The 12671-nt window shown below is 61.9% G+C and carries 12 protein-coding genes; 5 read left to right on the plus strand and 7 right to left on the minus strand.

The window, feature by feature from the left end:
* The first annotated feature begins 53 nt into the window (after positions 1–53).
* The gene (locus BCY88_RS20835; protein WP_120342987.1) at positions 54–1304 is read left to right on the plus strand and encodes an IS256 family transposase; all 1251 of its coding nucleotides are present in this window, start codon (positions 54–56) and stop codon (positions 1302–1304) included.
* A 126-nt stretch (positions 1305–1430) separates the two neighbouring features.
* Here BCY88_RS20835 and BCY88_RS20840 read toward each other — a convergent pair whose 3' ends face one another.
* Genes BCY88_RS20840 through BCY88_RS20855 form a run of 4 tightly spaced genes read right to left on the minus strand, consistent with a single transcriptional unit; the run spans position 1431 to position 5217 of the window.
* Positions 1431–2156 (minus strand): PqiC family protein, encoded by a 726-nt coding sequence (locus BCY88_RS20840; RefSeq protein ID WP_120346085.1) that lies wholly within the window; start codon positions 2154–2156, stop codon positions 1431–1433.
* Complete coding sequence (locus tag BCY88_RS20845) at positions 2153–3811, minus strand: PqiB family protein (RefSeq protein ID WP_120346086.1); 1659 nt, start codon at positions 3809–3811, stop codon at positions 2153–2155. Before BCY88_RS20845 ends, BCY88_RS20840 begins: the two co-directional genes overlap by 4 nt.
* Positions 3804–4454 (minus strand): paraquat-inducible protein A, encoded by a 651-nt coding sequence (locus tag BCY88_RS20850; RefSeq protein ID WP_120346087.1) that lies wholly within the window; start codon positions 4452–4454, stop codon positions 3804–3806. Before BCY88_RS20850 ends, BCY88_RS20845 begins: the two co-directional genes overlap by 8 nt.
* A 7-nt stretch (positions 4455–4461) precedes the next feature.
* Complete coding sequence (locus BCY88_RS20855; RefSeq protein ID WP_120346088.1) at positions 4462–5217, minus strand: paraquat-inducible protein A; 756 nt, start codon at positions 5215–5217, stop codon at positions 4462–4464.
* A 529-nt stretch (positions 5218–5746) separates the two neighbouring features.
* On the opposite strand from BCY88_RS20855, the gene BCY88_RS20860 reads away from it, so the two are divergent.
* The 4 genes from BCY88_RS20860 to BCY88_RS20875 all read left to right on the plus strand — a co-directional run bounded on the left by BCY88_RS20860 (position 5747) and on the right by BCY88_RS20875 (position 9096).
* A complete protein-coding gene (locus tag BCY88_RS20860) occupies positions 5747–6307 on the plus strand; it encodes a cytochrome b (RefSeq protein ID WP_120346089.1) in 561 nt (186 codons plus the stop codon).
* Between the two features lie 8 nt (positions 6308–6315).
* A complete protein-coding gene (locus BCY88_RS20865; protein WP_120346090.1) occupies positions 6316–6879 on the plus strand; it encodes a YceI family protein in 564 nt (187 codons plus the stop codon).
* Between the two features lie 78 nt (positions 6880–6957).
* A complete protein-coding gene (locus BCY88_RS20870; RefSeq protein WP_120346375.1) occupies positions 6958–7527 on the plus strand; it encodes a YceI family protein in 570 nt (189 codons plus the stop codon).
* 291 nt (positions 7528–7818) lie between these two features.
* Positions 7819–9096 carry an MFS transporter gene (locus BCY88_RS20875; protein ID WP_120346091.1) on the plus strand — a complete coding sequence of 426 codons (1278 nt, stop codon included), beginning with the start codon at positions 7819–7821 and terminating at the stop codon, positions 9094–9096.
* A gap of 88 nt (positions 9097–9184) precedes the next feature.
* Here BCY88_RS20875 and secF read toward each other — a convergent pair whose 3' ends face one another.
* The 3 genes from secF to yajC form a co-directional block, all read right to left on the minus strand.
* Positions 9185–10135: a protein translocase subunit SecF gene (gene secF / locus BCY88_RS20880; protein ID WP_120346092.1), complete on the minus strand. Its 951-nt coding sequence runs from the start codon at positions 10133–10135 to the stop codon at positions 9185–9187.
* 18 nt (positions 10136–10153) lie between these two features.
* A complete protein-coding gene (gene secD / locus BCY88_RS20885) occupies positions 10154–12202 on the minus strand; it encodes a protein translocase subunit SecD (RefSeq protein WP_120346093.1) in 2049 nt (682 codons plus the stop codon).
* A gap of 118 nt (positions 12203–12320) precedes the next feature.
* Positions 12321–12650, minus strand: coding sequence for a preprotein translocase subunit YajC (gene yajC, locus BCY88_RS20890; protein WP_007179286.1), 330 nt, complete (start codon positions 12648–12650; stop codon positions 12321–12323).
* Positions 12651–12671 lie beyond the last annotated feature (21 nt).

Consider the following 12671-nt stretch of genomic DNA (forward strand, 5'->3'; position numbering starts at 1 on the left):
GGGCCTGTCATTAATTTCGTGTTCAAGGCATATCATTCTCCCCAGGAGAACCTATGCCTCGCAAACCGAAAGCTACGCCGGCAGAACTGCCGGTGATCCCCGCTGAGCTGCTTGAGAAGTTCGGCAACGGGCCGATGACGGCCGAAGCGATCAACGCCGCGACGTTGTCCTTGAAGAAGGCGCTGATCGAGCGGGCGCTGGGTGGCGAGATGAGCCATCATCTCGGCTACACGTCCGGTGCTGCAAAGCCCGCGGCCGTCACCAATCAGCGCAATGGCACGGGCGCCAAGACAGTCCTGACCGAGGACGGTCCGATCCGTATCGAGATCCCACGCGATCGCGACGGTAGTTTCGAACCGCTGCTGATTCCCAAGCACGAACGGCGCTTCACGGGTTTCGATGACAAGATCGTCGCCATGTATGCCCGGGGTATGACCGTGCGTGAGATACAAGGCTTTCTGCTCGAACAGTATGGCACCGACGTCTCGCCTGATTTCATCAGCTCGGTTACCGACGAGGTCATGGCCGAAGTGACGGCCTGGCAGGGCCGCCCGCTTGAGCCGATGTATCCGGTGGTGTTCTTCGACGCATTGCGGGTCAAGATCCGCGAAGACGCCGTGGTGCGCAACAAGGCGATCTACCTTGCGCTGGGCATTCTTCCCGACGGCACACGCGATATCCTCGGCCTGTGGATCGAGAACACCGAGGGCGCCAAGTTCTGGATGAAGGTGTTCAACGACCTCAGGACGCGCGGCGTCAACGACATCCTGATCGCCGTCACCGATGGTCTGAAGGGTATGCCCGAGGCGCTGGCGGCAGTGTTTCCGGCCACCACGCTGCAGACCTGCATTGTTCACCTGATCCGCAACAGCCTCGATTACGCGAGCTGGAAGGACCGCAGGGGCCTGGCCGCAGCGATCCGCCCGATCTACACCGCGCCCAGCGCGGAAGCGGCGCAGGCGGAACTCGATGCATTTGCTGATGGGCCATGGGGGCAGAAATTCCCGCCGGTCAGCGCGGCGTGGCGCAACGCCTGGGATCGCGTAATTCCGTTCTTTGCGTTTCCACCGTCGGTTCGCAAGGTGATATACACGACGAACGCCATTGAGAACATCAACTCGCAGTTGCGCAAGATCATCAAAACGCGGGGCCACTTCCCGACCGACGAGGCTGCGACGAAGCTCATCTGGCTTGCATTGCGTAACATCACTGCCGATTGGGGGCGTGCGGCTCATGACTGGAAGGCCGCCATGAACCAGTTCGCCATACTTTATGAGGACCGATTCGTTCGACCATCCGTGTAATTCTCAACCCGCCTTGAACACGGAAATTCTGACACCCCCACCAAGTGCCGCGCAGGCAAACAGATCAAGAAAAGGCCAACACCGCAGGCATACAACCAAGCGCCGCGCAGGCAAACCTTCCCTTCATCAACCCCCCGCAGCAGCAGAAGCTAAAGAAGAAGGACAAGCAGGAGCAACAAACCCACCCCCCTTCCCGGCAGAGCCACCTTTAGGCGCAGCAGCCATAGCCTGCACAGCCGCCGCCACCTGCAAAGAAATCCGCTGCAACGCAGCCCGATGCCCACTAACAAGCGCGTCATAGCCGTCGCCAACCGGCTCACTCACCACACTCCGGCAAGTCATCACAGCCGTCCCACGCACGGCCCGCACACTCCAGACCGCATCGATCAACGCATGCGACCCCGGCCATGACTCGAATCGCTGCACATTCACGCTCACCCGGTACACCGGCGTCGTATCCGCATACGCAGTGCCATACACATCGATCGTGTTCAACTGCTGCGTCAGACTGGTCGACAAAGCCCGGCGAATTTCGTCGCCCGGCAACGAAGCCCAGCGCTCCTGCTCCAGCACCTTGACCTGCGTCGGGCCGGTCTGCACGACAAGCTGGTTTTTCGCCACCTGCGGCGGTACGTCGATCGGCGCGACTTCGATCAGCCACGGCGGCGCAGCTGAAGTCCGGGCGCTAACCGGCGCCGCGGACCCGGCAGGCATGCCATCCGCGCCGAGCGTATAAAAGCGGCTGCTCGGCGACGAACACGCCGCCATCGCCACCAGTCCGGCCAGAGCGCCGACATAAACAGCGCCGCGCACAAGCCCGCGCGGCGGGCGGGGGAGCCGGGCAAACATCATGGTTTATCTCCTGTTTTACCGCGCAACAGCGATTCCGGATGACGCTCCAGATAATCGGACAGCGCGTTCAGCGACTGCAGTGTGCGTGTCAGTTCCTGCAACGCCTGATGGACATCCGACTGCAACGGCGAGTCCTGCTGCAACGTTGCCTCGGCCGAACCGAAGGTCTGCTTGGCCGCCGCCAGGGTGTCGCGGGCCTGCGGCACGACTTCCTTGTCGAGTCGCGTGAACAGCTGATCGGCATTCTTCAGCGCGCTGTTCAGGTTCGAACCGATCTGGTCGAACGGCACCTTGTCGAGCTTCTTCGCAATGTCGGCGACTTGCAGTTGCAGTTCGTCGAGCGTGTTCGGAATGGTCGGCAATTCGAGTGGATCACCCGTCACGTCAACCGTGGCCGGCGGCGCTTTCGGGAAGATGTCGAGCGCCACATACAACTGGCTCGTAATCAGATTGCCGGTGCGCAACTGGCCGCGCAGGCCATGCTTGACGAGCTGTTGCAGCAAGGTTTGACCAGCGAGCGTGCCCGGTGTCGGCGCGGTTTCGCGGAAGCGCTTGCCGAGGCGGTCCGGGTATAGGTTCATCGTCACCGGCATCGTGAAGCTGCGCGTCTTCGGATCGTAGTCGATGCCAATGTTGGTCACCTGGCCCAGCACGATGCCGCGGAAATCCACCGTGGCGCCGACCGACAACCCACGCAGCGACTGGTTGAAGTTCATGACCACGCGCAACGGCACGCCGTCCGGCTCGCGCATCGCGTCCTGTTCATCCGAGGCGAGGCGGAACGTCATGTTGTTCGGCGCCTGCGCGCCTACGCCCTGGCCCGGCGGCGACTGGAACGACAAACCGCCGACGATCACCGTGGCGAGCGATTGCGTATTCAGCTTGAAGCCGCTCGAATCGAGCCGCAGATCGACCCCGCTCGCATGCCACCAGCGCGAATTGGTGCCGACGTACTGATCGAACGGCGCCGACACGAAGACCTGCATCGTCACGCCGGTGCCGTCTTTGTCGAGCGAGAAACCGACCACCTGGCCCACCTGCACGCGCCGGTAGAAAATCGGCGAGCCGATGTCGATCGAACCGAGCGAGTCGCCATGCAGAATGAACTGATGGCCCTTCTGGTCGCCCGTGATAGGCGGCGGTGTTTCGAGGCCGACGAAGTTCTTCTCGGTGTCTGGCGAATGGCCGGCGTCCGCGCCGATGTACGCACCCGAGAGCAAGGTGGTCAGCCCGGACACGCCGCTCGCGCCGACGCGAGGCCGCACCACCCAGAAGCGCGAATCCTTGACCGCGAAGTTTTCGCCTTCCTTGGTGAGCTGCACCTGAACCAGCACATGCGACAGATCTTTGGACAGCGTGATGGTCTTCACCGAGCCGACGTCGACGTCCTTGTACTTGACCTTGGTCTTGCCAGGTTCGAGGCCCTCGGCGCTAATGAAACTGATGGTGATGGTCGGGCCTTTTTCGGTCACCGATTTGATCACGAGCGCAATGCCGATCAGCGCGGCGATCAGCGGAATCACCCAGACGAGCGAGGGCAGCCAGCGGCTGCGCGGTTCGATGTCGGGGTCCGGCAATTGAGGCGGCAGCTTCGGTCCGTTCGAATCGTTGCGCGGCGCATCGGAGGCGGGCGTCGGTCCTTGCGGGCTAGTCATGGTCGAGGTCCTGAGGTTTTTGGGTACTGCCTTCCACGTTGTCCCAGATGAGCCGTGGATCGAATTGCATGGATGCCATCATCGTCAGAATCACCACCGAGCCGAAGGCGATCGCACCCGGTCCGGCCGTGATAACGGCAAGCGACTTGAAACGGACCAGCGCGACGGTCAGCGTGACGACGAACACGTCGAGCATCGACCAGCGCCCGATCTTTTCGACCATCCGGTACAGCGTGGTGCGCTGATCTGGCCGCCAGCGCGAGCGGCGCTGTGCTGTGGCGGTGAGCAGCACCAGCACACTGAGCTTGAGCATCGGCACCATGATGCTGGCGATGAACACGATCACGGCCAACGGCCAGTCGCCCGAAGTCCAGAAGTACACGACGCCGCTCATGATGGTGTCGTCTTCCGAGCCGAGCAGCGAGGACGTGTGCATCACCGGCAGCAAATTGGCCGGAATATACAGCAAGGCTGCGGCGATCAGCAGTGCCCAGGTGCGCATCAGGCTGTCAGGGTTGCGCCGGTGCAGCACCGCGCCGCAACGGCTGCAGTGTTGCGGCGTGACGGAGCGGATGCGCGGCTCCACGCGTCCACACGCGTGGCAGGCAACCAGGCCGGCGCTCTTCGCGGTCACGTATTTCATCGTGCGTTCATCCTTGATGCGGCGCCGGCGGCGCGCCCGGCGGCAATGCAGGTTGAATCGCGCCTTGTACCTCAGGCGGCGCGGGCGGCCCATCGAGCGAACTGACGGCAACCGCTGCGCTATCGGCGGCGGTGCGCGGCCGCGGTCTGCCGCTGCGGTCGTTCATTTCGTCGGCGAGATCCCACAGCACGCGCGGATCGAAAGTCAGGACGACCGCGATCATCAGCGTCAGCACGCCGAACGCGAACAGCGCCGCTTCGGGAATCACGCGTGCGAGACTCACCATCTTCACGATGGTGATCAGCACGCCGAGCATGAACACTTCGATCATGCCCCACGGCCGCACGAACTGGATGGCGCGCAACACGCGATTGAAGGCGACCGGCACGTAGCCGGCGCGCAGCGGGATCAGCACGTAGAGCAGCGCGACCAGTTCGGTCAGCGGGAACAGGATGGTCGAGCAGAACACCATGACCGCGACGATCTGCATGTCCTCGCCCCATAACGCGACGAGCGCGCCGAAGAGGGTGGTTTGCGAGGTGATGCCGTTGGTTTCGAGTTCGACGATCGGGAAGGCCTGCGCGATGATGAAAGTGATCAGCGCGGCCAATGTCATCGCACAGATACTGTCGAGCTTGCGGGAGACGCCGCGATAGAGCGTCGCGCCGCAGCGCGGACAGCGCGCGACCGTCCGCCCGACAAGCCGGGGCTTGCTGAACAGCGCATCGCATTCATGGCACGCAATCAGGTTGTCATGTTCCATACGGCAGAAGGGCTAACGACGTGAGGACAGGCGTGCAATGCCGGTTTCGGGGCAGGGCCGGAGAACAAGTGCAGCAATGAGCGTGGAGCAATAGTATCAAACGTGCTTTGCCGCTGGGCCGGCCGTTGAACCCGGTGCAACCGGTGAGCCGGGCAGCATGGGAAACCGAACTAGTCTTACACAAAAATGTTTATGTCTGACAGTCTCCGTCCCCAATTGTTCAATGCCGGTTGGTAGGTGGGGAGGTTTTCAGGTGGGCGGTGTGCCGCGCCGGCGGTTTTACTTGGGGCTGGAGTAAGCGCTTTGCATGGGACCAGAGTAAGCGCTAAAGCGCTAACTCTGGCCGACAGCTGAAGCGCTAACTCCAGTCGACACAGCCAGCTTTTTCCGCTTGCGGTAGCATGGCGGCCTTGGCGTGTGCCGCAGCCGCCATGCTTTCTATCAAATTGCACGATGCCGCCTGCATGGGCCGTGTGGAATAACAAAGTCGGCTGCGCCGTTAACCTCTCTTAGCTTGCGTTGACCTGTCATGGCACTCAATCCTTCTTTCGGCGGTCGGGAGTCGTACACGCGGACTGCCATCGCCTTTCACTGGCTGATCGCGCTGCTGATCGTATGCGGCTTCTCGCTCGGCTGGGTGATGACCGACATTCCCGGCTTCACGCCCACCAAGCTGCGCTACTTCTCCTGGCATAAATGGATCGGCGTGACGGTGTTCGCGCTCGCCGTGTTGCGCGTTCTGTGGCGCGCCACCCATGCAGCCCCGCCGATGCCGCGCCGTATGCCCGCCTGGCAGCGCGGCGCCGCGCATCTCACGCATCTGCTGCTCTATGTGCTGATGATCGTGATTCCCGCTTCAGGCTATCTGTATAGCTCGGCAGCCAACGTGCCGGTGGTGTACCTCGGCCTGATTCCGCTGCCGCGTCTGATCGCACCGGATCCGCATCTCAAGGAACTGCTGAAGAACGTGCATATCGCGCTGAATTACACATTGCTCGTGCTGGTCGCATTGCATGTCGCGGCGGCGCTCAAGCATCAATGGCTGGACCGCGATGGCTTGCTGTCGCGCATGCTCCCTTTCATCAAATAAGGATAACCATGAAAGTTTCGTTCTATCGTTATATGCTCGCCGCGTTCGCAGCGGCCTCGCTGACGGCGGCCGGCAGTGCGCTCGCGCAGGTCGACGTCACCAAAAGTTCGGTGACGGCAACCTCGAAGCAGATGAACGTGCCTGTGGAAGGCAAATTCGGTAAATTCACCGCGCAAGTGAAGTTCGATCCGGCAAAACCGGCCGACGGCAGCGCGCAGTTCAGTATCGACGTCGGCAGTTACGACCTCGGTGACGAAAGCTATAACGACCAGGTGCGCGGCAAGGACTGGTTCGACGCGAAGACCTATCCGACTGCAACCTTCGTCTCGAGCGCAATCGCTCCGGCCGGCGGCAATCAGTTCAAGGTCACCGGCAAGCTGACCATCAAGGGTAAATCGCAGACCGTCGTGGTGCCGGTCACGGTCACCCAGCAGGGTGCGACGCAGACGTTCGACGGCTCGTTGCCGATCAAGCGCTCGCAATTCGACATCGGCACCGGCGAATGGAAAGACACCTCGGTGGTCGCCGATGAGGTCGTGATCAAATTTCATATCGTTGCCGCACGCAAGTGATAGTCACTGCGCTCGTTGGGCGCAGCCGCTATCCTTCAAGAGTTTCAGAAACGTAAGGAGCCTGAATTGAAAACTTCCCTGTTGATTGCAGTCGGAGCATTGGCGTCATCTTTCTCGCTCGGCGCGTTTGCTGCCGCCGACACCTATCAACTCGACCCGACCCACACGTATCCGAGCTTCGAGGCGGATCACTTCGGCGGTCTTTCCGTGTGGCGCGGCAAGTTCGCCAGGAGCTCCGGTACGGTCACGCTGGACCGCGCGGCCAAAACCGGCACGGTGGACGTCACGGTCGATCCGGCTTCCGTCGAGACCGGCAACAGCAAGCTCGACGAGCATCTGAAGACAGACGCGTTCTTCGACGTCGCCAAGTACCCGTCGGTGACCTACAAGGGCACGGATATCAAGTTTGACGGCGACAAGCCGGTCGAAGTGATCGGCAATCTGACGATCCGTGGCGTGACCAAGCCGCTGAATCTGAAGATCGAATCGTTCAAGTGCATGCAGCACCCGGTACTCAAGCGCGAAGTGTGTGGCGTGGAAGCGAGCGCTCATTTCGACCGTAGCGAATACGGCATGGATTTCGGCGCCAAGTACGGCTTCAACATGGACACCAAGCTGCATATCCAGTCCGAAGGCATCAAGCAATAGGCGCTTTAATAAGCCTTTCGCCGATTTGTATTTGCGGCGAGTCATGGCGCGGCGCGTTGCGCCGCAACAAAAAAACCGTTTCGTTCGCTTTTGCGACGAAGCGGTTTTTTTATTGCCCGCTCGAAACGCCGGAAGCCTTGTGCGGCGGCCACCGCTTATTTGCTACTCGCATCGGTTTAATTTTTCAGGTACATAGAGCGCTGGTTCCGTACTGGTTGTGCGCGCACCCAGTTCGGCAATATCCAACGTAAAACCTACGTTAAAAATATTTCGCGCGCATTGGAGATCTGCATGAATACAACGACAACGGCAAGCCTCGCGGGGAGCCGGCAAAATTCGTGGCGCGCGGTGGTTGCCGCCTCGATCGGTAACGCGCTGGAATGGTTCGATCTGGTGGTGTACGGCTTTTTCGCGGTCACCATCGCGAAGCTGTTTTTCCCGGCGGGCAACGACACGGTTTCGCTGCTGCTGACGCTCGGCACCTTCGGCGTGTCGTTCTTCATGCGGCCGCTCGGCGCGATCGTGATCGGCGCTTACGCCGACCGCGCCGGACGCAAGGCCGCGCTCACGCTGTCGATCCTGCTGATGATGTGCGGCACGCTGATCATCGCGGTTCTGCCGACGTATCAGAGCATCGGCATCGCCGCGCCCGTGATTCTCGTGGTGGCGCGTTTGATGCAAGGTTTTTCGGCCGGCGGCGAATTCGGCAGCGCCACGGCCTTTCTTGCGGAGCACGTGCCGGGGCGGCGTGGTTTCTTCGCAAGCTGGCAGGTCGCGAGCCAGGGGCTCACCACGCTGCTCGCCGCAGGCTTCGGTGTGGTGCTGACCGGCAAACTGTCGCCGGAGCAGATGGCCTCCTGGGGTTGGCGCGTGCCTTTCTTCTTCGGTCTTCTGATCGGACCGGTTGCGTGGTACATCCGTACCAAACTCGACGAAACGCCTGAGTTCCTCGCGGCGGAAACCACCACGACGCCGTTGCGCGATACCTTTACCAGCCAGAAGCTGCGCCTCGTGATTGCGATCGGTGTAGTGGTGCTCGGCACGGTGTCGACCTATCTGGTGCTGTTCATGCCGACTTACGGCGTGAAGCAGCTGGGCCTGGCGCCGTCGGTTGCGTTCGCGGCGATTGCACTGACCGGCCTGATCCAGATGGTGTTCTCGCCGCTGGTTGGCCATCTGTCGGACCGTCATGGCCGCACCACGATCATGCTGATCTCGGCGTTGCTGCTGCTTATCCTGATCAATCCGGCCTTTGTCTATCTGGTCGCGCATCCGACCTTTGGCACGCTGATCGCCTTGCAGATCGTGTTCGGCTTTCTGATGACCGGCTACTTCGCGGCGCTGCCCGGCTTGCTCTCCGAGATGTTCCCGGTGCAGACGCGTACGACCGGCATGTCGCTGGCCTATAACATCGCCGTGACGATCTTCGGCGGTTTCGGGCCGTTCATCATCGCGTGGCTGATCGGCTTCACGGGTTCGAAGGCCGCGCCGAGTTACTACATGATTTTCGCCGCGGCCATCAGCCTGATGGCGCTGATGACCGCGCGGCGCAAGCTTGGGTTTCGCTGAAGCACAAAGGCGGTAGACGTAAAAAAGGCCGGTTCGAGAGAACCGGCCTTTTTTTTGCGATCGGGTCAGATGTCCGCCTGCGGCGGAATCAGACTTGCGCGCCTGCGTTTGGATCGTCCGGATCGACGCGTTCCTTCTTGTCCTTGATCAGGTCTTCGCGCTTCACGCCGAGCCACATGGCGATTGCCGCGGCGACGAACACCGACGAGTAGATACCGAACAGAATACCGACCGTCAGCGCCAGAGCGAAGTAGTGCAGCGTGGGGCCGCCGAACAGGAACATCGACAGCACCATCATCTGCGTACAGCCGTGGGTGATGATCGTGCGCGACATCGTGCTGGTGATCGCGTGGTTGATCACTTCGATCACGGTCATCTTGCGTTCGCGGCGGAAGGTTTCACGAATCCGGTCGAAGATAACGACGGATTCGTTCACCGAGTAGCCGAGCACCGCGAGCACCGCGGCCAGCACCGACAGCGAGAACTCCCACTGGAAGAACGCGAAGAAGCCGAGAATGATGACCACGTCGTGCAAGTTCGCGATCACGCCGGCCACCGCGTACTTCCATTCGAAGCGGAACGACAGGTAGATCACGATGCCGATCACCACGCAGGCCAGCGCCATCAGGCCGTCGGTTGCGAGCTCCTTGCCGACCTGCGGGCCGACGAACTCGACGCGTTGCAACTGCACCTGCGCGTCCTGGCCCTTCAGCGCGCCCATCACCTGGTCGCTCTGTTGTGCCGACGTGTAGCCCTGCTTGAGCGGCAGACGGATCAGCACGTCGCGTGAGGTGCCGAAGTTCTGCACCTGCGCGTCAGGATAGCCCAGCTTGTTGAGCGTGCCACGCACCGGTTCGAGCGGCGCGGCGCCCGGATACTGCACTTCGATGACTGTGCCACCGGTGAATTCCACCGACAGATGCAGCCCACGATGCAGCAGGAAAAATACAGCAGCGACGAACGTCAAGAGCGAGATTGCGTTGAAGATCAACGCACGCTGCATGAACGGAATGTCTTTGCGGAAGCGGAAAAATTCCATGGTCTTGTTCTCCGGGACTCAGCGGGATGAACCCGGTTTCTGCGGCGTGTTCGACGAACCCGACGCGTCGCGGCGGCGCACGGTCGGCTTGCCACGTGCCTGGGCCGCAGCTTTGGCTTTGGGCTTGGCGCTTGCCGCGGCGACGGCTCGTGCCGTATCGGTTGCGGCGTCGTCGTTGCCGAGGTAAGCCGCCGCGCCGTCGATACCTTCCGGTTGCGGACGCCATACCTGGCCGATGGCCAGCGACTTGAGCTTCTTCTTGCCGCCGTACCAGAGGTTGACGATACCGCGCGAGAAGAACACGGCCGAGAACATCGACGTCAGGATGCCGATACAGTGAACCATCGCGAAGCCGCGCACCGGGCCGGAGCCGAAGGCGAGCAGCGCGAGGCCGGCGATCAGCGTGGTGACGTTCGAGTCGAGAATCGTCGCCCATGCATGCGCGTAGCCGTTCTGGATCGCCAGTTGCGGCGGCGCGCCGTGGCGCAGTTCTTCGCGCACGCGCTCATTGATCAGCACGTTCGCGTCGATCGCCATACCGAGCGCGAGCGCGATAGCGGCGATACCCGGCAAGGTGAGCGTGGCCTGCAACATGGACAGCACGGCGATCAGCAGCAGCAGGTTGACCGACAGGCCGATCATCGAGATCACGCCGAACAGCATGTAGTACGCGATCATGAAGACGGCGATCGCGACGAAGCCCCACACCACCGAGTGGAAGCCCTTGTTGATGTTGTCCGCGCCGAGGCTCGGGCCGATCGTGCGTTCTTCGATGATGTCCATCGGCGCGGCCAGCGAGCCGGCGCGCAACAGCAGCGCGAGGTCGGCGGCGGCCTGCGGGTTCGGCTGGCCGGTGATCTGGAAGCGGTCGCCCAGTTCGGACTGGATGGTCGCCACCGTCAGCACTTCGCCCTTGCCCTTTTCGAACAGCACCATCGCCATCGGCTTGCCGATGTTGTCGCGCGAGACACTGCGGACCGCGCGGCCACCGGCCGAATCCAGACGGATATTGACCGACGGGCGTTGATGTTCGTCGAAGCCCGCCGACGCGTCGATGATGCGGTCACCCGTGAAGATGATCTGCTTGCGCAGCAGCACCGGCGTCTGGTTGCCCTGGGTGAACAGCTCGTCGCCCGGGGGCACCGGGTCGCCCGGATTCGGATGCGTGTTGACCGGGTCGGCGAGGCGCGCTTCAAGCGTTGCGGTGCGGCCGATGATGTCCTTGGCCTTCGCGGTGTCCTGCACACCCGGCAGTTCGACCACGATACGGTCCGAGCCTTGCTGCTGGATCACCGGCTCGGCCACGCCGAGTTCGTTCACGCGGTTATGCAGCGTGGTGATGTTCTGCTTGAGCGCGGCGTCCTGCACGGCTTTCTGCACCGCCGGCGTGAACGTGCCGACCAGTTGCACGCCGCCGTCCGGGTTCGTCTGCGAGGCCCACTGGAGTTCGCTGATGCTGCGGCCCAGTTGCTTGGATGCCGCGTCCGCCGTGGCCTGGTCGGCGAAATTGATCACCACCGTCTGGTTGACGCGGTTCACGCCGCCGTCGCGGATGTTGTTGTCGCGCAGCATGGTGCGCGCATCCGATGCGTCGGAGTCGAGCTTCTTGTTGAGCGCGCCGGCCATGTCGACCTGCAGCAGGAAGTGCACGCCGCCGCGCAGATCGAGACCGAGGTACATCGGCAGGGCATGCAAGGCGGTCAGCCAATGCGGCGACGCGCTTTGCAGGTTCAGCGCCACGACGAACTGCGGATCGGTCGGGTCGCTGTTCAGCGACTTCTGCAGCAGGTCCTTCACGCGCAATTGCGTGTCGGTGTCGAGCAGACGCACGCGAATGTTCGCGTTGGTCGACGAATTGTCGAACGTGACGTCTTCTGGTTTGATCTGATTGGCAGCAAGCGCCGCTTCGACTGCCGACAGCGTAGTCGAGTCGAGTTTGACCGTTGCCTTGCCGCTCGACACCTGCACCGCCGGCGCTTCGCCGAACAGGTTGGGCAGGGTGTACACGAGGCCGATGACCAGAGCCACCAGCATCACGGCGTATTTCCAGAGGGGGTAGCGATTCATGAGTGGTCCAACGGGAAGGTTGGCTTGGAAGCGATGCGTCCGACGATGAGCGCGGGCGGTTCAGCGTGGTTCCGCGAAAACCGCCGGCGAGGCCGCGCCGGACGCGAGAGAGCAGGCCTTACAGCGACTTGATCGTGCCCTTCGGGAGAATCGTCGTGACCGACGCTTTTTGCACGGTGATTTCCGTGCCTTCCGAAATTTCGACGCCGACGTAAGCCTCACCCACCTTGGTCACCTTGCCGACGATGCCGCCATTCGTCACCACTTCATCGCCCTTGGCCATGGCGGCGAGCATGTTGCGGTGTTCCTTCTGGCGCTTCATTTGCGGGCGAATCATGATGAAGTACAGCACGCCGAACATCAGGATCAGCGGCAGGAAGCTCATCAGGTTCGATTCAATGCCACCTGTTGCTGTGCCTTGGGCGAAGGCATTGGAAATGAACGACACGTTGGTCTCTCCGTTATAAAT

The organism is Paraburkholderia fungorum (assembly GCF_003610895.1).
GTDB classification, from domain to species: Bacteria; Pseudomonadota; Gammaproteobacteria; order Burkholderiales; family Burkholderiaceae; genus Paraburkholderia; species Paraburkholderia fungorum_B.

Bases quoted from the DNA above. Each gene is read 5' to 3' on its own strand.
- secF (WP_120346092.1), bottom strand. From the start codon at position 10,135: ATGGAATTTTTCCGCTTCCGCAAAGACATTCCGTTCATGCAGCGTGCG.
- BCY88_RS20855 (WP_120346088.1), bottom strand. From the start codon at position 5,217: ATGGAACATGACAACCTGATTGCGTGCCATGAATGCGATGCGCTGTTC.
- secD (WP_120346093.1), bottom strand. From the start codon at position 12,202: ATGAATCGCTACCCCCTCTGGAAATACGCCGTGATGCTGGTGGCTCTG.
- BCY88_RS20845 (WP_120346086.1), bottom strand. From the start codon at position 3,811: ATGACTAGCCCGCAAGGACCGACGCCCGCCTCCGATGCGCCGCGCAAC.
- BCY88_RS20835 (WP_120342987.1), top strand. From the start codon at position 54: ATGCCTCGCAAACCGAAAGCTACGCCGGCAGAACTGCCGGTGATCCCC.
- BCY88_RS20875 (WP_120346091.1), top strand. From the start codon at position 7,819: ATGAATACAACGACAACGGCAAGCCTCGCGGGGAGCCGGCAAAATTCG.
- BCY88_RS20840 (WP_120346085.1), bottom strand. From the start codon at position 2,156: ATGATGTTTGCCCGGCTCCCCCGCCCGCCGCGCGGGCTTGTGCGCGGC.
- BCY88_RS20865 (WP_120346090.1), top strand. From the start codon at position 6,316: ATGAAAGTTTCGTTCTATCGTTATATGCTCGCCGCGTTCGCAGCGGCC.
- BCY88_RS20850 (WP_120346087.1), bottom strand. From the start codon at position 4,454: ATGAAATACGTGACCGCGAAGAGCGCCGGCCTGGTTGCCTGCCACGCG.
- BCY88_RS20860 (WP_120346089.1), top strand. From the start codon at position 5,747: ATGGCACTCAATCCTTCTTTCGGCGGTCGGGAGTCGTACACGCGGACT.